20 protein-coding genes are annotated in these 19,790 nt (G+C 42.4%); 2 read left to right on the top strand and 18 right to left on the bottom strand.

Going from position 1 to position 19,790, the window contains the following annotated elements; all coding sequences use genetic code 11:
- Positions 1-39: 39 nt before the first annotated feature.
- The 6 genes from rfbA to phsA all read right to left on the bottom strand — a co-directional run bounded on the left by rfbA (position 40) and on the right by phsA (position 5,473).
- On the bottom strand, positions 40-906 hold the full coding sequence (rfbA, locus tag DESDI_RS14300; protein WP_015263327.1) for a glucose-1-phosphate thymidylyltransferase RfbA: 867 nt from the start codon (positions 904-906) through the stop codon (positions 40-42).
- A gap of 33 nt (positions 907-939) precedes the next feature.
- On the bottom strand, positions 940-1,059 hold the full coding sequence (locus DESDI_RS17930; RefSeq protein ID WP_242825405.1) for a hypothetical protein: 120 nt from the start codon (positions 1,057-1,059) through the stop codon (positions 940-942).
- A gap of 92 nt (positions 1,060-1,151) precedes the next feature.
- On the bottom strand, positions 1,152-2,051 hold the full coding sequence (gene nrfD, locus DESDI_RS14305; protein WP_015263328.1) for an NrfD/PsrC family molybdoenzyme membrane anchor subunit: 900 nt from the start codon (positions 2,049-2,051) through the stop codon (positions 1,152-1,154).
- A 1-nt stretch (position 2,052) separates the two neighbouring features.
- Positions 2,053-2,625 (bottom strand): 4Fe-4S dicluster domain-containing protein, encoded by a 573-nt coding sequence (locus DESDI_RS14310; protein ID WP_015263329.1) that lies wholly within the window; start codon positions 2,623-2,625, stop codon positions 2,053-2,055.
- Positions 2,618-3,184 (bottom strand): TorD/DmsD family molecular chaperone, encoded by a 567-nt coding sequence (locus DESDI_RS14315; protein WP_156801140.1) that lies wholly within the window; start codon positions 3,182-3,184, stop codon positions 2,618-2,620. The genes DESDI_RS14310 and DESDI_RS14315 overlap by 8 nt, the downstream gene beginning before the upstream one ends.
- Positions 3,185-3,229: 45 nt before the next feature.
- Positions 3,230-5,473, bottom strand: coding sequence for a thiosulfate reductase PhsA (gene phsA, locus DESDI_RS14320; RefSeq protein WP_015263331.1), 2,244 nt, complete (start codon positions 5,471-5,473; stop codon positions 3,230-3,232).
- A gap of 221 nt (positions 5,474-5,694) precedes the next feature.
- Between phsA and DESDI_RS14325 the strand changes: the two genes are divergently transcribed.
- The gene (locus tag DESDI_RS14325; protein ID WP_242825406.1) at positions 5,695-6,636 is read left to right on the top strand and encodes a LysR family transcriptional regulator; all 942 of its coding nucleotides are present in this window, start codon (positions 5,695-5,697) and stop codon (positions 6,634-6,636) included.
- 105 nt (positions 6,637-6,741) lie between these two features.
- On the opposite strand, the gene DESDI_RS14330 is transcribed toward DESDI_RS14325, so the two are convergent.
- The 5 genes from DESDI_RS14330 to DESDI_RS14350 all read right to left on the bottom strand — a co-directional run bounded on the left by DESDI_RS14330 (position 6,742) and on the right by DESDI_RS14350 (position 10,413).
- A complete protein-coding gene (locus DESDI_RS14330; RefSeq protein WP_015263333.1) occupies positions 6,742-7,233 on the bottom strand; it encodes a YeeE/YedE thiosulfate transporter family protein in 492 nt (163 codons plus the stop codon).
- A gap of 13 nt (positions 7,234-7,246) precedes the next feature.
- Entirely contained in the window at positions 7,247-7,474 is a 228-nt protein-coding gene (locus tag DESDI_RS14335; protein ID WP_015263334.1) for a sulfurtransferase TusA family protein, read from the bottom strand.
- 3 nt (positions 7,475-7,477) lie between these two features.
- Positions 7,478-8,101 carry a YeeE/YedE thiosulfate transporter family protein gene (locus tag DESDI_RS14340; RefSeq protein WP_015263335.1) on the bottom strand — a complete coding sequence of 208 codons (624 nt, stop codon included), beginning with the start codon at positions 8,099-8,101 and terminating at the stop codon, positions 7,478-7,480.
- 242 nt (positions 8,102-8,343) lie between these two features.
- Complete coding sequence (locus DESDI_RS14345) at positions 8,344-9,318, bottom strand: rhodanese-like domain-containing protein (protein WP_015263336.1); 975 nt, start codon at positions 9,316-9,318, stop codon at positions 8,344-8,346.
- 48 nt (positions 9,319-9,366) lie between these two features.
- On the bottom strand, positions 9,367-10,413 hold the full coding sequence (locus tag DESDI_RS14350; protein WP_015263337.1) for a rhodanese-like domain-containing protein: 1,047 nt from the start codon (positions 10,411-10,413) through the stop codon (positions 9,367-9,369).
- Between the two features lie 193 nt (positions 10,414-10,606).
- On the opposite strand from DESDI_RS14350, the gene DESDI_RS14355 reads away from it, so the two are divergent.
- A complete protein-coding gene (locus DESDI_RS14355; RefSeq protein ID WP_015263338.1) occupies positions 10,607-12,205 on the top strand; it encodes an ArnT family glycosyltransferase in 1,599 nt (532 codons plus the stop codon).
- Between the two features lie 57 nt (positions 12,206-12,262).
- Here the strand turns inward: DESDI_RS14355 and DESDI_RS14360 are convergent, their stop codons facing one another.
- The 7 genes from DESDI_RS14360 to ltrA all read right to left on the bottom strand — a co-directional run bounded on the left by DESDI_RS14360 (position 12,263) and on the right by ltrA (position 19,621).
- Positions 12,263-13,036 carry an ABC transporter ATP-binding protein gene (locus tag DESDI_RS14360; RefSeq protein ID WP_015263339.1) on the bottom strand — a complete coding sequence of 258 codons (774 nt, stop codon included), beginning with the start codon at positions 13,034-13,036 and terminating at the stop codon, positions 12,263-12,265.
- Positions 13,021-13,803 carry an ABC transporter permease gene (locus DESDI_RS14365; RefSeq protein WP_015263340.1) on the bottom strand — a complete coding sequence of 261 codons (783 nt, stop codon included), beginning with the start codon at positions 13,801-13,803 and terminating at the stop codon, positions 13,021-13,023. Before DESDI_RS14365 ends, DESDI_RS14360 begins: the two co-directional genes overlap by 16 nt.
- Positions 13,800-14,765: an ABC transporter substrate-binding protein gene (locus tag DESDI_RS14370; RefSeq protein ID WP_015263341.1), complete on the bottom strand. Its 966-nt coding sequence runs from the start codon at positions 14,763-14,765 to the stop codon at positions 13,800-13,802. The genes DESDI_RS14365 and DESDI_RS14370 overlap by 4 nt, the downstream gene beginning before the upstream one ends.
- Positions 14,766-14,827: 62 nt before the next feature.
- On the bottom strand, positions 14,828-16,078 hold the full coding sequence (locus DESDI_RS14375; protein WP_015263342.1) for an ATP-grasp domain-containing protein: 1,251 nt from the start codon (positions 16,076-16,078) through the stop codon (positions 14,828-14,830).
- Positions 16,079-16,135: 57 nt separating this feature from the next.
- Positions 16,136-16,876: a glycosyltransferase family 2 protein gene (locus tag DESDI_RS14380; RefSeq protein WP_015263343.1), complete on the bottom strand. Its 741-nt coding sequence runs from the start codon at positions 16,874-16,876 to the stop codon at positions 16,136-16,138.
- Between the two features lies 1 nt (position 16,877).
- Positions 16,878-18,020: a dTDP-4-amino-4,6-dideoxygalactose transaminase gene (rffA, locus tag DESDI_RS14385; protein WP_015263344.1), complete on the bottom strand. Its 1,143-nt coding sequence runs from the start codon at positions 18,018-18,020 to the stop codon at positions 16,878-16,880.
- Positions 18,021-18,214: 194 nt separating this feature from the next.
- Entirely contained in the window at positions 18,215-19,621 is a 1,407-nt protein-coding gene (gene ltrA / locus DESDI_RS14390) for a group II intron reverse transcriptase/maturase (RefSeq protein ID WP_015263345.1), read from the bottom strand.
- Positions 19,622-19,790 lie beyond the last annotated feature (169 nt).

The following is a 19,790-nucleotide window of genomic DNA, read 5'->3' on the forward strand; positions in this document are numbered from 1 at the left end:
CTTTCCCAAGTTTTTCATTTTATATTATATGCTTACTTCTCAGATAAGACTCTTTAGATAGTGTCCGTAACTCGTGTTATAAATAGGCTCTATTAATCTTCCCACTTGCACCGCATCAATGTATCCCATCCGGTAAGCAATCTCCTCTGGGCAAGCAATCTTTAACCCTTGACGTTCTTCAACCGTTAGAATAAAGTTTGATGCTTGCAGTAAGGATTCAGGGGTGCCGGTATCTAACCAAGTAAATCCACGCCCCAGCTTTTCAACAGTTAATTCTTGTTTTTCTAAATAAATTGCATTGACATCGCTAATCTCTAGTTCCCCCCTTGAGGAAGGTTTAAGATGATTCACAATATCAACGACTTGATTATCATAAAAATAAAGTCCGGTGATTGCGTAATTGGATTTTGGACAAGCTGGCTTTTCTTCTATATTAAAAACCTGCCCCTCCATATTAAATTCAACAACTCCATAGGGTTGCGGTTCTTTCACCCAATAAGCAAAGACAGTTGCCCCGCTCTCCTGCTTGGCTGCTCGAGCCAGAATCTCCGATAACCGATAACCGTAAAAAAGATTGTCACCCAAAATAAGGGCACAGCTATCCTTCCCAATAAATTCTCGTCCAATAATAAATGCTTGGGCCACTCCCCCAGGACTTGGCTGGATTTCATACTTAATGCTAATCCCCCATTGGCTTCCATCCTGTAGAATTCTTTGAAAAGAAAATAGATCCTGAGGTGTTGTGATGACTAAAATCTCCCTAATGCCTGCTAGCATCAATGTGGTGAGAGGATAATAAATCATGGGTTTGTTATAGATCGGCATTAAGTGCTTGCTGACTGCTATAGTGAGGGGATACAAGCGGCTCCCTGATCCCCCTGCCAAGATAATTCCCTTCTTCGTCATACATTTCCACCTCTATACATTTCATCCAACAGATCACAGATACCTATTCACGACTTCAAGGTTCTTCTTCTCGTGTGTTCCACTTATATTATAGGTTTCGCCTACCTGGCCATTCTCCATTGCAACTCTTATGACATCACAATGATCGAGCACATAAAGCCAGTTACGGATATTTTGCCCATGGAAAGCATAAAACCGTTTCCGGCTTTAGCCCAAAAACGGTTTTATGCCCCTAACAGACCTAATTATAACATCTGCCCAGAAAAGACGATGAAGTAACGAAGGCATAAACCTCCAACTATAACTGCTCCATAAACGGGCAGAACCCAATGGCGATCCTTGATCATGCCGTAGACCGACAAGACCAGAGGCAACATCAAGCCAATCATCATTACACCAATCCAGAACAGATTTGCCATGGTGCCGGTAAAGTAGAGTGGATTTACGGACAGAAATAATACCATCAGTAGAATAATCTCCAGCACAATCAAAACTACATCTACTTTTTTGTAAAGTCCTAAACCTTCTTCTTTAGCAGCACCAATCAAGGTTGCTGCCAAACCAGTGGATACTCCCGATATTAAGAACAGAACCGCTAGAAAAGGAACCCCCACTAAACCAAGGAAAGGAACAGACCACAATGCATTCGTTGAAACCGCTGAAAGAAGAAACCCAGTGTACGTTGTCGTACTCAAGGCCAGAACTGCTCCCAGAAGCGCCACCGGCTTCCTTAAGGCGGAAAACTTTCCAGCTAGCTTAGCTATTGTTGCACCTAGACCTCCTTTTGAACTGAAGGACTTCCCCCAAACAAGAAAGGCGTAAATAAAGGCAAAGGTTACAAAGGTCGAAATGATAAAGGTTCCAATGGACATAACTGAGTGAGTATTAATATAGATCAAAAGCTTCCAAAAGGTTAAAGGCCTACTGAGGTCCACTACTAGTAGCCCCAATCCCAGCACTATGGCGATCGGTGCAATAAGGGCACCCGATTTAATGAGTTGTTCCGAACGATTCTTGTTAAATAGATCCGTTAGAGAAGCCGTCAAAAATCCCCCTCCAGCAATACCCGCTAAGAACAAGTATAAAGCAATCATCCCCGCCCAGGGAAGGTGTTCTTGAATTGGCATACCCCATGTAACATCCATGTTATCTCACCACCCCATCATAAATATAATAAATACTAGGCTGTGTTCCAAGTTCTCCCTTGCGGAACTCCACCTTACTCTTTGCCATAATTTTTGCCACATCACTCTCTGGATCATTGACATCACCAAAGCTTAATGACCCTCCCACACAGGTCGTAACACATGCTGGTTTAAGCCCCTGAGATACCCTTTCTTCAAAACAAAACGTACATTTATCTGCCGCACCCGTATCTGCGTTGATAAAACGTGCATCATAAGGACAAGCCGTTAGGCAATATTTACATCCAACACACTTATTCGGATCAATCATCACAAGTCCATTCTCATCGTAATGTGATGCTTTTGTAGGACAAACATCGACACAAGGGGCATTTTGGCACATCTGACACGCTTCTTTACCGAAATGCATGGTGACATTCGGATAGGTTCCAGTAGGACCAAAGGCCGGAGACATGGTTCTATATTGTCCGTCCGGAACGTTATTTTGAAATTTGCAGGCTACCGTACAGGCCTGACATCCAATACACTTTGCGATTTCTATGACCATACCGTAATGCTTAGCCAAGTTAATCATCCTTTCCTTCCAAATTTAATTGCCATAGTTCCAATAATTTAGCAGCACTTGAATAGATCGATCGCTTACGTTCAATAATCAGGGGTAGAAGTTTAGCGAGAAATATCCTTAAGTGCTTTTCTTCAAAGTCAATCCGTTCCTTCGTTCTAGAATCTCGGGCCAATAATGCCAAGAATTCAAGCTCAACTGCCAGATGATCGGGCAGTTCCTTGCCTTCTGCGCTGACTTCATAACCGCAGGCTTGGTAGAACTCTCTTACCAATTCCGCCTCTTTTCCCAGTATTAATCCATGATCAGAAACATGAACCGAGGCATAAGGAGCTGCCTCGACATCCCCGACCTCAAACAGCGGAATGTAGTGTTCCCACAACACGTCGACCCTTCGACTAGCCGAGGGAAACTTTCGACAAAACTCTTCAATTTCTTCAATATATACTTTACCCCCAGGGATTTCCTCCCACCACAAATCAATAAGCTCTTCAAGATGACCTGCAACTTCCTGGTGAGGCCTAGAAAATATCCCTGCAAAAGATAAGTATAATTCTGCTATATTGCTCAATGCACTCCCCACCTTTGCCTGCTCCTTTTGCCTGGGAGCTGACCCCTATGCCTTTTTAAGAGTTACAAAATTCATCGATGTGACGACGTTGCCTACTTCGCCGATAACGTTATCAGTAAGCTTATTGACATTAATCCCTTTACCATAGGCTCTCTTCATCTCAGGGGATATACGTCCAAATCCATGATAAGCAAATACTGTATCCGGCCGTATTCCTTGAGTGACCTTAGCCCTTCCTTTATGCTCATATTTTCCTGAAGAAATAACAATCTCATCACCATCTTTTATGCCAAGCTTCCCGGCACTCTCCGGGTTGATCCAAAGGGAATTCTCTGGCATCAGTTGATTAAGGATGGGAACATTTGCTGTACCGGCATTAGTATGCACAGCCACTTTTCCCTGTACAAATCGGAATTGGCCCTCCTCAGGTTGAGGATAGTGAGTGTATTGAGGGATTCCCTGTTTTGTAGCCTGTTGAACCTCTTCAGCATAGAACTCGATTTTTTTACTAGGTTTAGCGATTAAGTTATCCAAAGAGGCTAATGGATCCTTCCGCACATAAAACGGCTTCATTCCCTCCGGAGTCCAAACGCCTTTTTCCTTCATGTGTTCTAAAGTTATTCCCGCGGGGGTTAATTGTTGATTAATATAATCATCAATGGTTTCATAGGGGAAATACTGACCTATGCCCATGGTTTCACCGAGTTCTTTGTAAATCTGCCAAGCTGGTTTAGTATCAGGATAAACTAACGGAACCGCCGCCTGGCGAATAACATATTTCGGCGTTAAAGCTGACATATCATAGATTTGCTCGGACCGTTCCAAATACGTGCATTCAGGAAGAATCACATCGGCATACATCGCTGTGTCCGTCATGTAAAGATCGCATACCACCAACAGATCCAATTTCTTTAAGGCTTCAATGGTTCTTTCACTTTCCGTTATACTGATCACAGGGTTAAACCGATGGACGAACCAACCCTTAATTGGATAAGGACTTTCAGTAAGAATAGACTCGACTATTTGCCCAACAGCACCATCACCCTCAGGGATGATTTGCCCAGGCACTCCTTTTATCCCGGTACCATCGATTCTACTGGTGATCGGTTTGGGAAATTCCGGTTGACTTACGGAGCCAAGGGGTTTTGCATAGCCGGTCATCCCTGGGAATCGGTTGGTTACTCCGGCGTTTTTTACGCGGTAGTAACCTCCCGGAACTTCAAAATTGCCCATCATCATATTAACGATCATAATGCCTCTACGGAGTTGATAATCATTCGGTGTAAGTCCTGTCCGCCAACCGAATTCTATAAGTGCGTTGGGGCAAGCCTCCGCAAACTCACGTGTTACTCTGATGATGGTGTCTTTGGGAATTCCGGTTTCTTGTTCTGCCCATTCCGGTGTCTTATCCTTAACGGCCTCTTTCCATTGCTCGAACCCTGATGTATACCGCTCGACAAATTCTTTGTCATAGAGTTCTTCGTTAATAAGGATATTCGCCATGGCCATAACAAAGGCCAAGTCTGTGGCTCCCTTGATAGGCAACCATTCTCCCTTGGTTGCAGTGACATTAAGCCGAGGATCAAGAGAGACAATCTTCGCCCCTTTAGCAAGAGCTTTCATTATCCCTCGGGTCTGGGCAATGTGAATGCCTTCTAGCCAGTTGCGGCCGAAAGAAATGATATATTTTGCATTAGCATAATCAGCAGCAATCATTTCAACACCAAACATGCTATCCAAAGCCACCGAGCGTGTCATAGGGCAGGTTGCTTCATGAGAAAATATATTAGGACTGCCAATTCCCTTGCCGATAGCGCGAAAAAACATATCATGAGGCCCTTTGCGGCTAGCAAAAGCAATTTCTTCGCTACCATAGGTCGTTTGGATTTCTTTTACTTTTTCTGCAATATAGGTATAGGCCTCGTCCCAAGACACTTCCTTATATTTTCCAGTTCCTCGATCACCTGTTCTAATCATTGGTTTCTTAAGCCTTTGCGGGTCATACAATAATGAGGGTCCTGAATTTCCTCGGGCACAAATGACCCCTCCGAACCCTGAATCATTAGGGTTCCCCTCGATTTTTGTGACTTTTCCATTAGAAACCTTGACTGCGATCGGGCACTGGTTACGGCACATTTCACAAGCTGAAAAAATCGTAGCTTCTTCAGTAGTTTCAGTAGCAAGAGCCGTCTTCGGTGAAATTTTATTCAGGGCACCAAAACTACCCACAGTGATGGCTGTCCCTCCTGCGCCACAAAGTGCATATTTTAAAAACTCTCTCCTTCTCACTTCTCTTCCCTCCAACTCCATAATATTGATGATTATGATACTATTTTCACATAACTTTTTAAATATTACTACAGTTGAGCTTATCGCAACTACTTATAACCTCATAACGAACTTTTATACTATTAAGAATCTTACTTGAGGTGAATTTTAACCTTCAGCTATTCAAAATGCGATTTATGGTGTACCATAATGTTAATACCCTTTTGTGCTAGCCATTACACATGTCCAAAGGTTCTAATTCTATAAGAGAGGGTGACTACTTGGACACTCATCAATTACGAATTTTCATCGCTGTTTCAAAATTCCAAAGCATTTCTAAAGCTGCCAAGGTCATGCATTTAAGCCAACCTGCGGTTAGCACACATATTAAAAATTTAGAGGAATATTACAGAGGTCCATTGTTTGAGCGAACGCAACAAGGCGTCTCGCTTACTAAAGCAGGGCATGTTTTTTACAACTATGCCCAAAGGTTCTTAGCGTTGGAAGAAGAGATGAATCAGCAATTGGAGATTACCATGCAGCATGAAAATAACCAGATTATTGTTGGTGCAAGCACAACCATTGGTAATGTTTCACTTCCCTGTTCAATCTACCTATTTAAAGAGGAATATCCAGAGGTGAATATTCGGCTCGAAATTGCCAATGCTGAAGAAATACTGCGCAAAGTAAAGGACGAACAAGTTGATTTTGGTGTGGCTGAACTATTTCCTGAAGCTCCGGGGATAAGTACCCATCACGTTACTTCAGATGAGTTGGTGCTGATTGTGCCACCCTCCCATCCTGCCGAATCCGATAAAATTACCTTAGAGGAATTCTTGAATCAACCTTTAATCATGCGCGAAGCGGGATCGGGTACCCATAAAGTGCTTACCCAATTTCTTGAAACTCAGGGTTATACCTTCAAGGATCTTAAAATAATTACTGAAATGAATACTATTGACTCCATTAAGTCAGCTGTACAGGCAGGCATGGGAGGGGCTGTTGTGCCTCGCTTGTCCGTCAAAAAGGAAATATATCAAGGATCACTTAAAGCGCTTACTGTTGAGAATATGAATATGCCCGTGAACTATAATATTCTAAAACTTAATAATCATTATTTATCTTCTAAAACCAGACAATTGATCAAGTTTCTCACGGACCCAGAAGAACGCTTTTTATGTTAGTTATATTTAAATCAATAAGAAAAGTGTAGGACATGATTTAAATTGGCTTTCGATAAAAGGAGGGAATTGCCCAAGAGCAATTCCCTCCTTTTATCGTGCATTTGTTTACACTAAAAATCTCAATAATACTTTCGACCCAAGCCAGGTCCCAATAAACACTGCAACAGTGAAAATCCAGCCCGATAACGAACCCGAAGCAATACCATTGAGTACCAGACCTATGTTGCACCCGTATGCAATACGAGCTCCATAGCCCATAAGAATCCCGCCGATTAACGCAGAAATCGCAAACTTCATATCCTTAAGGGGGCGAAAGCGTGCCTGTGCAGCAACGAGTGTCGCCCAAAAAGCGCCCAATATCACACCCAGATTCAAATATGTCCCATCAGATAAGAACAATTGCCCAAGGGTAATATCCGTGCTATTGACTAAGCCAATTTTTGACCCTATCCATACGGACCATTCCTCAATAGATGTTGTAACTCCCCAAGGCCTTTGCCTAATAACCAGAACCAATAGATTTAAAATTGCTAACACAACTGCTCCAACCCAATAGGCCCATGGTCCCTTATAAACGATTTGCAGTTCTTTTCTCATATGGCTCTCCCTCTTAGTGTTTCTTTGTTATTTCTAACCGCCATATCCCATTGGAAACTTCACTTTCCGTGATTTCATGTCCATGTTCACGTACCCATAGAACAATGGCCCTGCTCGTACAACTATGGTCCGTTTCCAATACTAACCGATCGCCGCATGCTATTTCTTTCAACTTACGCTGTGTTTTAATGATAGGAATGGGGCACATTTCACCCCAAATATCTAAAGTATAGGTTTTCATGAATCAGCCAACTTCCTTTTGCTTTTGCTGCCACCTGCGAATGATTTTCCATAATAGGAGTAGTATCAATAACTCAGCAGCTATTGACGTAACCCAGCCTAGAGTATCAGGAAGTGATACTCCCGGAAATTCATGAAAAATTGTCCGCCAGAAGGATACGGAGTATTTACCTAAAAATGCTCCAATGAGTAGGCCTACTAACGCAACCATTTGCATGGCAAACCCTTCACCAACACGCATGAGAACACCAGTAGCACAGCCCCCAGCCAAAACCATACCCAATCCAAATAAGATGCCCCCAAGAACGGTGTGAAAGCCGAAAGGAGTGATATACAAATTCAATGGGTAGTTAAGCATATTAGCTAAATGAAACACAATCGCAAATCCAACAATACTAATGGCTAACAATAGGATTAGCGCTTCGGTCAGCTTGGTTGTGCCAACTAACAAAGGATCACGGAAAGCCGCCACAAAGCAAAACCTTGATTTTTGCAAAGTAAAGCCAATAGCTAAACTTACTGCAAAGATCATGGTTAGTTGGATACTCACTTGTATCAATAAAAAGAACAATAACAGTATAAAAAGCAGGAAACCAATATTCAATTTTAATTGTGACTTTTTTAACATTTTGACCTCTTTTTATATAAGTTATTACTTAATCTAAGTTTAATACTTTCTTAAAAATAGTCAACAAATTGTGTTATAGCTAAATTATGGTTTTCTACAATATAGTGGAATTATTAAGAGCGTGTCACACCATGCTTGAAAGCATTTTGCGGCACGCTCCTCGTCCTATAGGTCGTACGTTCTAGGTTAAACCTAGATTCTATTATAAAAACCTCTGCCATCTCTCTTAGAGAAAAGATATTTTATTTAACCACTGGGAATCCTTTATTGGCCCATCCAGTACCGGGTGTAGAAGGCATTCCCATGCCAGAATTTAAGGAGACTGCATCATAACCGAGTAAACGGAGGATCGCCACGGTCTGACCTGCTGTTTGACCGGTATAGCAATGCACGATTACCTTCTTATCTTTAGGAAGCTGGTTAAAGGAAGCTTGCATTCCCTTAGCGAAGGGAATATTGATGGCGCCTTCAATATGACCTTTTGCATAATCTTCGGCTTTTCTTACAGATAAGAACATAACACTTGTGTCCTTAGCATCTAAGGCTTTTTTTGCATCATCTTCACTGATTTTATAGTTAGCGTAGGTTGTGCCTTTCAGCTCAGCCATTTTCGAGAAGTAGTCGGTAATGGCGGTTTGGACTTCTGGCTTGATCTCCGTCTTTCCTGCCGGAATAGCATTCGCTGTGGTTTCAGTCACATCAGCGACCCCTTCGACTTTAGAGATCCCAAGATTCCAGCCTAGATTCACTGATTTTGCATTAAAACCAGCCACGTTTAAGAGAGCAACGGTCTGACCTGCTGTTTGGCCGGTATAGCAATACACCATGATCGTTTTGTCTTTGGGTAAGTTCACCAAGTTTTGGGCTATAGCCTCACCCCAAGGCATGTTAACCGCTCCTTTGATATGACCTGCATCATAATCCTTCGCTTGGCGTACGTCCACGATAAAGAGATCTTCACCAGCTTTAACTTTAGCTACAAAATCTTTCTCAGGAATTTTGTAAACATCTGCAGGCATGTTAGCAAAGTAAGCTTCCGCTGCCTCTTCAACCACATTCACTTCAGGTGCGGGGGGCTGAGCAGGCTCAGTCGGTGCCGGTTGGGTGGATGCCGCTGGTTGGGTCGTAGCTGGAGTACTGGAAGAAGTGGAACATCCTGTAAGAACGAGAGACAAAACCAAGAGCACTTCAATTGATAAAAGACCTAGCTTTTTCATAAATTTAAAACCTCCCCATATTTTTAAATCGCCCTATATAATGTGAACTTAAGAATGATCCCCTGCATTAGGTTGAGGCTGAGCACCTGAAGGTTGGCTACCGGAAGAACCTTGAGGCGGTGCAGCATTTTCTATTCCAACCACTGGGAATCCTTTATTCGCCCATCCAGAACCGGGAGTAGAAGGCATACCCATACCAGAGTTTAACGAGACTGCGTCATAACCGAGTAAGCGGAGAATGGCCACAGTCTGACCAGCCGTTTGACCGGTATAACAGTAGGCTACTATTTTTTTGTCCTGAGGAAGCAGCATCCCAAAATAGGCTTGCATTCCCTTTGCAAAAGGAAGATTAATCGCCCCTTCAATATGGCCTTTGTTAAAGTCGTCTGCTTTTCTTAAGGATAAGAACATAACGTTCGGGTCTTTAGCATCTAACGCTTTTTTTGCATCATCTTCACTGATTTTATAATTGGCATAGGTTGTGCCTTTCAGCTCAGCCATTTTCGAGAAGTATTCGGTAATGGCAGTTTGGACTTCTGGCTTGATCTCTGCCTTTCCTGCCGGAATAACGTTCGCTGTGGTTTCAGTCACATCAGCGACCCCTTCAACTTTAGAGATCCCAAGATTCCAGCCCAGATTCACTGATTTTGCATTGAAACCAGCCACGTTTAAGAGAGCAACGGTCTGACCTGCAGTTTGGCCGGTATAGCAATACACCATGATCGTTTTGTCCTTGGGTAAGTTCACTAGGTTTTGGGCGATAGCCTCACCCCAAGGAATGTTAACCGCTCCTTTAATGTGACCTGCATCATAATCCTTTGCTTGTCGTACGTCCATGATAAACAGATCTTCGCCGGCTTTGACTTTAGCTACAAAATCTTTCTCAGGGATTTTGTAAACATCTGCCGGCATTTTAGCGAAGTAAGCTTCGGCAGCCTCTCGTACTACATCCACTTGAGGTGTCTGGGGAGCCTGAGCCACGGGCTGTTGGGTAATAGCTGTTGCCGAAACACCAGATGAAGAAGTAGCGGAGCACCCAGAAAGTACAAGAGATAAACCAAGGAGAACCGTGAGAGATAACCTTATCCTTTTCATGAAACTAAATCAACCTCCCTCAATTTGTCTGTAAAATTTTTATTTGTTAAAATTTATACAAACTTATTATAAGGGAAGAATCCAAATCTGTGTTATAAGACATTACTATATACCCTATCAAAACATTTGATATCCTTCCCTTCTATGACTTCGTGATATTTGATAGAATAAAAGGAAAAAGCAGTTCTATGAAATGTTGAAAAAGCAAAGAATCAACGATGGCGGTGTGGAAATGAGAATACTAAAAAACTTCATTACCTCAAAATACAGCTATCTCCTTTTTACCTTTCTTTATATCTCGTGTCATATCATCCTTCTAACTCGCTTTCCCTTTGTTCATTCGGATGAAACCTGGTTAAGCGGTTTGTCTAGAAACATCATGGAGACAAATAGTTATGGCGTAACGGAATCCTTTTTTGATCTTTATCCCCGAAATCCTCACGCTATCAAGAGTATCTTCCATACCTTGCAAATCCTTTTCATCAAGCTGATGGGTTATGAAATTTTTACAATCCGTTTATTATCCTTTATATTTGGCCTGCTCACTCTATTCTTTTTCTATAGGCTCTGTAACACTATTTTCAATTCCAAAAAAGCGGCTACTCTTTCAACCCTGTTTTTGTCTATGGATATTCAATTCATTTATGCTTCACATTTTGCTCGGCAAGAAATAATTTTACTCTTTGTCTTGGTATTTTCCTTAAACTACTTTTTGTCTACCCTTTCAAACATGAAACTAATCCACCATGTCGTTCTGGGAAGTATCATCGGCCTTAGTATTGGTATCCATCCCAATAGCTTTATCCTATGTCTGACTATACTTTTTCTTTATCTATTCCATATTCTTTTTACGAAAAAGCTCCCTATTTACGGGCTATTTACCTATCTTGCTACGGTAGGAGCTCTTGCCCTCAGTTTCATTGCTCTAAGTTTTTATTTTGATCCTAATTTCATTAGCAATTACACTCAATACGGAAGTCAATTTGGAGTTACAAATACTCTTATCGCAAAATTCTCAGCTATTCAGAACTTTTATCTAAAGCTCTACTATGGAGTAAGCGGAACTTATTATACCCCTGATATTAAGCTAGAGTTTTATCTTTTTGCTATAGCCTTGGCTGCATCCCTGCTCTTATTATTTAATGAAAAGCAAAAAACAAGGGAACTCCTTATAAGTATTATCCTTGCCCTTGTAGCTATCAACGTAGGAATTCTATGGATCGGCCGCTTCAGCCAACCGAGTATAATCTTTCTATTTCCTTTGTTCTATATTTTGGTGACCTATGTGTTACTTCGTATGGGTAAAAACGCTAAAGTGTATTTAGCAATACTACTTTCTCTCATGATAAGCATGAGTAGCCTTGCCAATATTCTCCCTTATCTTAATCATTCCTATGAGAGCTATCTCCAAGAAATCGGGAAGGTCGTTAAAAAGGAGGACCTCGTCCTAGCTAATCTCAATGCCGAAATGTATTTTGATAATGGTAAACTTTACGATTATCGAAACCTAGCTTACCTTGAGGAAAGCAATCTGACTTTTGAACACTATATCGATAAACATGAAATCGCTTACATAATATATCCCGATGAAATGGATTTTATTTTTGCCTACAGACCCGAATGGAACAATGTCTATGGAGATATTTCCTCATATTATGATGACATGCAAAGGTTTCTCCAAACAAAAACTCAATTAGTTTACGAGTTTACTGAACCCACGTATGGAATGCGGATCGCTAGATATATTAACCAAAAGGAATGGAAGATTAAAATCTACAAAGTTAAAGAATAAGCCAGAGCTTCAGGGCTCTGGCTTACTTTTTTCATAATCTAATTTATATCACTAAACTCAATGCTCAGAATGGATATCCAATAACGAATAGACTTGATCATAAACTTCAGAATATCCCTCTGCCCCTACAGCCCTTGGTCTTGGCAGCTGATTAGGGATTATTCTTTTAATTCCCCCGCTCCCCCTCCCGCCCATGACTGCGATGCGATCTGAGAGTATTATTGCTTCTTGAATATCGTGGGTTACCAACACGATAGTAACCCCTGTCTCCCTCCAGACTTTCAGAAGCAAGTTCTGGAGAGATAACCGTGTTAACGCATCCAAGCTCCCGAAAGGCTCATCCATGAGTAAAACCTTCGGTTTAATTACCAAAGCCCTTGCCATGGCAGCTTTTTGCTTCATACCTCCCGAAAGCTGATGTGGATAACTGTCTTCGAATCCACTTAACTCTACTAAATTAAGATACTTAAGGGCAATCTCACGGCGTGTCGCTTCGCTATCCCCAAGACGGTTCACCTGCAAGGGGTAGATTGTATTCTGAATTACGGTTTTCCAAGGAAAGAGCTGGTTAAAATCCTGAAAAATCATCATCCTCTTCACTTCTGGTTTCGCAATCTCTTGGCCATCCATGAATACACCACCCGAACTAGGGTGGTCAAACCCAGCAATTTGCCTTAATAGTGTGGTTTTACCACACCCTGAAGGCCCTAAAATAGCTAAAATCTCTCCCTGCTGAATATGGAGATTGATATTCTCCAGTACTTTTAGGGTTTTGCTTGATCCTCGATAATATTTTTCGACGGACTTAAGTTGTATTAGATCATTCCCCATTTTTTAATGGTCCTTTCTTCAATAACTGCAAAGAAAAAGTCCTCGACGATAATTCCGATTAGGACAATCACAAAGAGTCCGGCAAAGAGACCTGGGGTATCCATAAAAACTCTTTGCTTGAAAATATACCATCCCAAGCCACCGTTGGCGCCCACGGCACCAAAGATCATTTCCGCGCTGATTAACGCTCGCCACGCCCTAGCCCAACCGATCCGCAACCCGGATAGTGCATAAGGCAAGGAGGCTGGAATCAAGATATCCTTAATGATACGAAAACGATTTAAGCCTAGGTTCAAACCAACTTCTTTGTAGATGGGCGGTATAGATCGAAAACCAGTCATCATATTCAAAATCAGCGGCCAAATCACCGAATGAATGATAATTACGAGAATGGAGACCGTTCCGGTGCCAAACCAAATAATAATTAAAGGCAATAAAGCTATTCCCGGCAAAGGATGGGCAATCGCGACTAGGGTATCCACAAGACCGTCAACCACTTTATTACTGATAGCCAGAGAGCTTATCATAATTGCCGCCAACAGACTAATCAGAAGTCCCTGGAGGATTAAAGCTAAGGAAAAACCCGTCTGAATGATAATTTCTCCACGGACAACCGAATCACCTAAGGCCCTTACAATAACCAACAAGGATGGAAAAATGGATGTTGGAAAGACACCACTTTGGGCGGTCATCTCCCACGCAGCTAGGATGGCTATCATCCAAAATAATCTGGTCTTCAATTTGCGATACGAGCCGGTATTCATCATTTCCTATCCCATATTACTTCCTCTAGATTGGCAGGTTGACTCTTGATAAGTCCATATTTCTGCATGAAGTCGGCAAATTCCATAACCCCTTGAACTTCAAGACCATAGGCGGTATCCGAACGCTCCAGATAATTTACTAACTCCGCCTCATCCATCTGATACGCCTTGGCTAGTATCTCCACTGTTTCTGTTGGATTACTTTCCATAAAGTTCAAAGCATCAGCCAACGCCTCAAGAAATGCTTCATAGACCGCCGGCTGCTCTTCATAGAACTTCTCCGAGGTGACACCCACTGAAAAAGTAAAGTCTTCCCCCATAACCTCTTTGCCATCCAGAATTTGATGGATTCCCGGTTCCTCAAGTTCCATAAATAAATAGGGTGGCGTCGTAAAATGGGCGCTAATTTCACTGCGTGCCAAAAGTGCGTTCATACCATCAGGATGATCGAGGGTGACCAGTTGATTGTCTAGCCTCTTGGAATCCCCCCATAGTTTGTCAGAAGCCATGGCCAGCAAAATATGCTGGATGCTCCCCGGCTGAGGTAAGGCTATCCTATCTTCCGGAGTAAAATCCTCAATGGATTGAATCGAATCCTTATTGACTACCAGCCCGATGGGAGTGGTGGAAAGCCCGCAAGCAATCTTCCATTCCATACCTTTATCCCAACCGATCAAAAAAGGTGGAATGGCCATAAAGCCTACATCCAATTCCTCTGCCAGCATAGCTTCCCGAATGGCCGTTGTGTTGCCGAGTTGCCGCCAGCTCACCTCAATGCCGGGTAATTTGCTTTCTAAGAGCTGTTTCTCTTTCATAATCTGTAACGGAGCATAAGCAAGACCATATTGCTCGGCAATTTTTATTTGAAGCTTATTCGCCTGAACTTCACTTGAAGTATTACAGCCCACTAAGATCAAGCAAAGAAATGTTATGACAAGGATAGCCAAAAAAAATTTCCTCTTCATACAATTCACCTCCACTAGTGTTCGTCATGGCACCTATTTCCGGATTTTTGACACCTACCGATTCATTTCTGACAATGCAAATCCACGAGCATATTCTTTCCCTGTATATCTCTAATCTCCAGACATGCAAGGGCTTTCTCTATCTTAGTTTTTAAACCAGTGGCAGAATCACCTTGAAATAGCATATACCCCACCCGTTGGGTAGCATTTTGGATTTCTTGAATCGTACTCCCCACATCATAATTAAACCCACCTGTAATCGCTCCCGACCTAACCACTATTCCCTCCATCGGTGCCATCCTACCGATGGTTCCCGGCTTGGTAAAAATCATTTGGACAGAGGCGTGGTTTGTATTATTTTTAAGTTCGTAGTGTTCAAGGGCAGTATAGTCAACGTCTTGCCCTGAAGCATGAAGAATCAGCATTTCGAGAATATCTACCCCCGTAATCACCGGTAATAATTCATCCTCATAAGCTCCTCCGATCCTACAAGCAATCTCATTCACCTTGATCCCTTCCGAGCCAATCAGCATTTGAAAATAAATGGGTCCGCATTGAATATCAAAAGCCTGTACTATTTTGTCTGTAAGCTCTTCTATCTCCTTTGCATATTCGGCAAGATATTTTGAAGGAAAATGATGAGCAATACAAATACCGATGTGTTGACCGTTTGCAATGGTTTGTCTGTCGGTCACCGTCAGGATATGAGCTTTGCGGTCTCGAACCCAGCCGCTTAGGGTGATCTCTTCACTCGGATAAAATTCTTCAATTAGAATTTCATCTTCTCTGGAGTAGCTTAACACATCAGGCAATAAACTTCGTATTTGTTGTAAAGACTCGACTTTATAAACTCCACGTTGCCCTTGGCTATCTAGGGGTTTCATGACCGCTGGGAATCTTATAGCCCCAAGCTCTGCTTCCTCAAAATCCTTCTGGATAAGTCGATACTCGGCGCTGGGAATTTCATTTTCTTTAAATATCTTCTTCATTACTTTTTTATGAGTTACAGCTTGTGCCTGCTCACTATCTAAAAAAGATGGAAGCCCTAATTCATTCGCTACTTTTGCACAAGTCAGAACGGGTTGATCCGTGCCAACGGTCAAAATACCATCTATTTTATACTTGCGCGCAACAGCTAGGCACCCTTGTGCATCAAAGGTACTGGTCAACTCGCTGTAATCAGCGAACTTTTTCCCAGGCGCGTCATCTAAATAGTCGGCAACTATCACCATATGCCCTTTTTCTTTAGCCCGTAGTATAGCATTAATCTGAATATTACTACCACCTAAAATCAGCAACCTAGCCAGAGTCATTCCCTCCTAACACATCATGAATATCTTTTAGATAGTCTTCAAACTCGAAATGATAGCTTATAGTTTATTATTCGCTATTTCGTATTGTGGGCGAGTGGTCCTTGCGAACTTGGATATCCCCGGGCCATAGTTCAGCAGAATCTTTAAATAAAGCCTCACTAATTTTAAGATGCTGTAGTTGGAATGACCAGATTCCCTTTTATGGTGATTGACCTCAATGTTTGCTACTTTAACTCGGTGTTTGAAGATGATCGCCGAGATATAGACAAAGGAAGTCCGATCCACAATAATTTTGGCAAGTAAATTTTTATGAAGAATACGAAAACTGCTCACCTTGATGCCGGCCGGTTTATTGATCATGAGGTTGAAGAGCAGATCTCTCAGCACTGCACCCCAATATCGATACCTTTGATCCTTTTTAGCGGCCAGCGACGGCAATCCATAAACTACGTCGTAACCCTCTCGAATCTTCTGCCAGAGCTTAACAATCTCCTCAGGAGGATTCTGCAGATCATCATCCATGATAACTGTATATGTCCCAGTGGCATAACGCAAACCGCACATAATAGCATTTTGTTGACCATAATTTCTCTTAAGTTGGATTATCTTGATACGTGGCTCCATCCTATGCAGATCAAGCATTTTGCTAAAGCTGTCATCTTTGCTGCCATCATCAACTAAAATGATTTCAAAATCAAGGTTTAGTTTATTCAAGGTTTCCTGAAGATAGTAACAAAGCATCCCTAAGGTCTTTTGACTATTATAAACAGGAACCACAACACTTATCTTTTCCATCATATCACAATCCGCCGATAACGGCTTCTGTCGTCTTAATAACGTAGTGATACTCGCCTTCCGTCATTCCGGCATAAAGTGGCAAACGCAGCAAACCTTGCGCTGATTTCTCCGTAACTGGCAAATCACTCGGCTGATATCCCATTTTTCTACCCATTGGAGAACTATGGAGAGGTAGAAAATGAAAAGAAGCCGCCACTCCCCTACTTTTTAATTCTGCCAAAACGAAATCTCTGATAACTTGTCTATCGAACATAACCCAGAAGATATGATAATTAGATTCACACTCTGGAGGAATCTCCATCACTTTCAGAATCCCCTGCTTCTCATAAGGCTCAAAAGCATTACGATACAAGGTATAAATAGCTTTCCTCTGCTCCGTAATCTCCTGCATCACCTCAAGCTGGGCTAACAATACAGCCATCAGCAGATCGGAAGGAGAATAGCTTGACCCCTGATCAAGCCAATTGTAGTTATGCACATCACCCCGCAAAAACTGACTACGATTGGTGCCCTTTTGCCGGCTGATCTCGGCTTTCTCAATAATTTGTGTGTTTTTTTCATGGATAAGCAAGGCCCCACCCTCACCACAGGTATAGTTCTTTGTGCCATGAAAACTATAACAGCCAAAGTCGCCGATGGTCCCTAGATACTGCCCCCGATATTTTGCATTTACTCCTTGAGCAGCATCCTCGATAACCTGCAAATGATGGTTCGCAGCAATTGTCATGAGTCTGTCCATATCACAAGCTACTCCAGCATAATGAACTGGGATTATGGCTTTCGTCTTTGCCGTAATCTTTCTCTCTAAATCTACGGGATCAATATTTAAGGTGTCCGCTTTTACTTCAATAAAGACCGGCTTCGCTCCCCTTAATAATACAGCGTTGGCCGTTGAAGAAAAGGTAAAGGAAGGCATAATAACCTCGTCATCAGGTCCAAGGTCGGCAAGGATCACCGCCAGCTCCAAGGCATGTGTGCCTGATGTCATCATCAGAGCCTTGCTTGCCTTAAAGCTCTTCTCGATAAAAGCTACAACTCTCTCAGTGTAAAATCCATCCCCGCTTATTTGACCTCTTTCCAAGGCATCAATAACATACGTCTTTTCTTTTTCTGACACATATGGCTTATAGCTTGGAATATTCATAAAAGATCCCTTCTGTTCATGTCCGTACTTTTCTCAATCTTATTCTATTATATAGTGTACTTAGCTTGTTTCAAGAGACTTTGATTCATTCTTTGATGCAATCGGGTAGGAGGCCACCCATTATTTGAGTGGCCGACCTCCCACAGCACCGTACGTACCGTTCGGTATACGGCGCTTCCAAAGTTTACGCGTTACTACGCAGAATAACATTCACTAAAACTGAGATATCCAATCCGTTTGAAACGTTCGTTGGATAGGGCTTTTGTCAAGATAGGGCTATGGGCTGTTCGCCAATAGCCTTTTCTTGTGTTTGCCCACATCCATGCTTGTTCCCTAGCAATTCCTGTTTTCTTTAGGTTTTCAAAACGTGTCCGGACTTTCTTCCATCGTTTCCAAGTAACCATCCTTATTCGACTTCTTAGCCACTCATCTACGTTCTTGAGCAGGGTCTTTGCATCCGCTAGTTTGAAGTAATTCGTCCATCCTCGAACCACTTGGTTGAGTTTTATTCGGCGTTCTTCGATTCCCATTCCGTTGCTACGCCCAGTCACTTCCCGGACTTTGTCCTTGAGTTTCTGAATGCTCTTGGGATGGATTCTTAAACGTCCCTCTCCTCGATAGATGTAAAAGCTATATCCCAAATACTTTACATACCTTACATGTGCAACCTTCGTTTTCTCCCGATTCACCTTTAGCAATAATTTTCCTTCGATGAACGGAAGTATGTGGTCGAGCGTTCGCTGCGCCGCTTTCTTGCTTTTGCAGAAAATCATCATATCGTCTGCATAGCGTACAAATCGATGCCCACGCTTTTCCAGTTCGTGGTCGCACTCATTAAGCATTATGTTTCCAAGTAAGGGACTCAGGGGGCCGCCTTGTGGCACGCCTTCTGGACTTTCCTCGAACAGCCCGTCAGCCATAACTCCTGCTCTTAGGAATTTATGGATCAGTGAGATGACTCGTCCATCTCTTATTGTCTCAGATAGCATTTGAATCAATTTACTTTGGTTAACCGTGTCAAAATATTTCTCTAAATCCATGTCTACTACATACTTGTACCCTTCTGTAATATGGATCTGGCATTTCTGTAGCGCATCATGGGCACTTCGGTGCGGTCGGAACCCAAAGCTGTTATCTGAGAATTGTTTTTCAAAGATTGGACTTAGGACTTGAGTTATCGCTTGTTGGATTAACCTGTCTACGACTGTTGGTATTCCCAGTTTTCTAGTCTTCCCGTTCTCTTTAGGTATCTCTACCCTCCGCACGGGTTTTGGATGGTATTTGCCATCCCAGAGGGATTGCAAGAGTTCGTTCTTGTGGTCTTTCAGGAAGGGTAGAAGTTCATCCACCTGCATACCATCGATTCCACCTGCACCTTTATTCCTCTTTACCTGTTTATAAGCTTGGTTAAGGTTTTCGGCACTAAGAATCTGCTCAAGCAAACCTTCCATCTGCTCGTTCGTGTTGGTGCTGTCGGTTTCAGTCATCTTAGCTGGCGCGCACACTTCCGCATACTCTCTCTGTTCCGCAGATACCCTTTGCAGATAGTCTTCCAATCGAAGTTGTCTGTGTTTTGAATTACCACTTTCAGTAACTTTCATTGACCCGCACCTCCTTTGGTTCAGCCCTTTCGTCGGTGTCTAGACCACCTCTGTACTATGGCTTCTGCTGACTCCTCACGACAAATCTTGTTTCAACCGGGTTTCTTACTCTGTTTCCACCCGTCCGTGAGGCCTCCCACGGTAAGACGATTCACTTTCATTCCATGTA

Origin of the sequence: Desulfitobacterium dichloroeliminans LMG P-21439 (assembly GCF_000243135.2) — a bacterium.
GTDB classification, from domain to species: Bacteria; Bacillota; Desulfitobacteriia; order Desulfitobacteriales; family Desulfitobacteriaceae; genus Desulfitobacterium; species Desulfitobacterium dichloroeliminans.

What these genes read in the sequence shown, in the direction of transcription:
- rfbA (WP_015263327.1), bottom strand. Translation starts at nt 906, where the DNA reads ATGACGAAGAAGGGAATTATCTTGGCAGGGGGATCAGGGAGCCGCTTG.
- nrfD (WP_015263328.1), bottom strand. Translation starts at nt 2,051, where the DNA reads ATGGATGTTACATGGGGTATGCCAATTCAAGAACACCTTCCCTGGGCG.
- DESDI_RS14310 (WP_015263329.1), bottom strand. Translation starts at nt 2,625, where the DNA reads ATGATTAACTTGGCTAAGCATTACGGTATGGTCATAGAAATCGCAAAG.
- DESDI_RS14325 (WP_242825406.1), top strand. Translation starts at nt 5,695, where the DNA reads ATGTCCAAAGGTTCTAATTCTATAAGAGAGGGTGACTACTTGGACACT.
- DESDI_RS14330 (WP_015263333.1), bottom strand. Translation starts at nt 7,233, where the DNA reads ATGAGAAAAGAACTGCAAATCGTTTATAAGGGACCATGGGCCTATTGG.
- DESDI_RS14335 (WP_015263334.1), bottom strand. Translation starts at nt 7,474, where the DNA reads ATGAAAACCTATACTTTAGATATTTGGGGTGAAATGTGCCCCATTCCT.
- DESDI_RS14340 (WP_015263335.1), bottom strand. Translation starts at nt 8,101, where the DNA reads ATGTTAAAAAAGTCACAATTAAAATTGAATATTGGTTTCCTGCTTTTT.
- DESDI_RS14345 (WP_015263336.1), bottom strand. Translation starts at nt 9,318, where the DNA reads ATGAAAAAGCTAGGTCTTTTATCAATTGAAGTGCTCTTGGTTTTGTCT.
- DESDI_RS14350 (WP_015263337.1), bottom strand. Translation starts at nt 10,413, where the DNA reads ATGAAAAGGATAAGGTTATCTCTCACGGTTCTCCTTGGTTTATCTCTT.
- DESDI_RS14355 (WP_015263338.1), top strand. Translation starts at nt 10,607, where the DNA reads ATGTTGAAAAAGCAAAGAATCAACGATGGCGGTGTGGAAATGAGAATA.
- DESDI_RS14360 (WP_015263339.1), bottom strand. Translation starts at nt 13,036, where the DNA reads ATGGGGAATGATCTAATACAACTTAAGTCCGTCGAAAAATATTATCGA.
- DESDI_RS14365 (WP_015263340.1), bottom strand. Translation starts at nt 13,803, where the DNA reads ATGATGAATACCGGCTCGTATCGCAAATTGAAGACCAGATTATTTTGG.
- DESDI_RS14370 (WP_015263341.1), bottom strand. Translation starts at nt 14,765, where the DNA reads ATGAAGAGGAAATTTTTTTTGGCTATCCTTGTCATAACATTTCTTTGC.
- DESDI_RS14375 (WP_015263342.1), bottom strand. Translation starts at nt 16,078, where the DNA reads ATGACTCTGGCTAGGTTGCTGATTTTAGGTGGTAGTAATATTCAGATT.
- DESDI_RS14380 (WP_015263343.1), bottom strand. Translation starts at nt 16,876, where the DNA reads ATGATGGAAAAGATAAGTGTTGTGGTTCCTGTTTATAATAGTCAAAAG.
- rffA (WP_015263344.1), bottom strand. Translation starts at nt 18,020, where the DNA reads ATGAATATTCCAAGCTATAAGCCATATGTGTCAGAAAAAGAAAAGACG.
- ltrA (WP_015263345.1), bottom strand. Translation starts at nt 19,621, where the DNA reads ATGAAAGTTACTGAAAGTGGTAATTCAAAACACAGACAACTTCGATTG.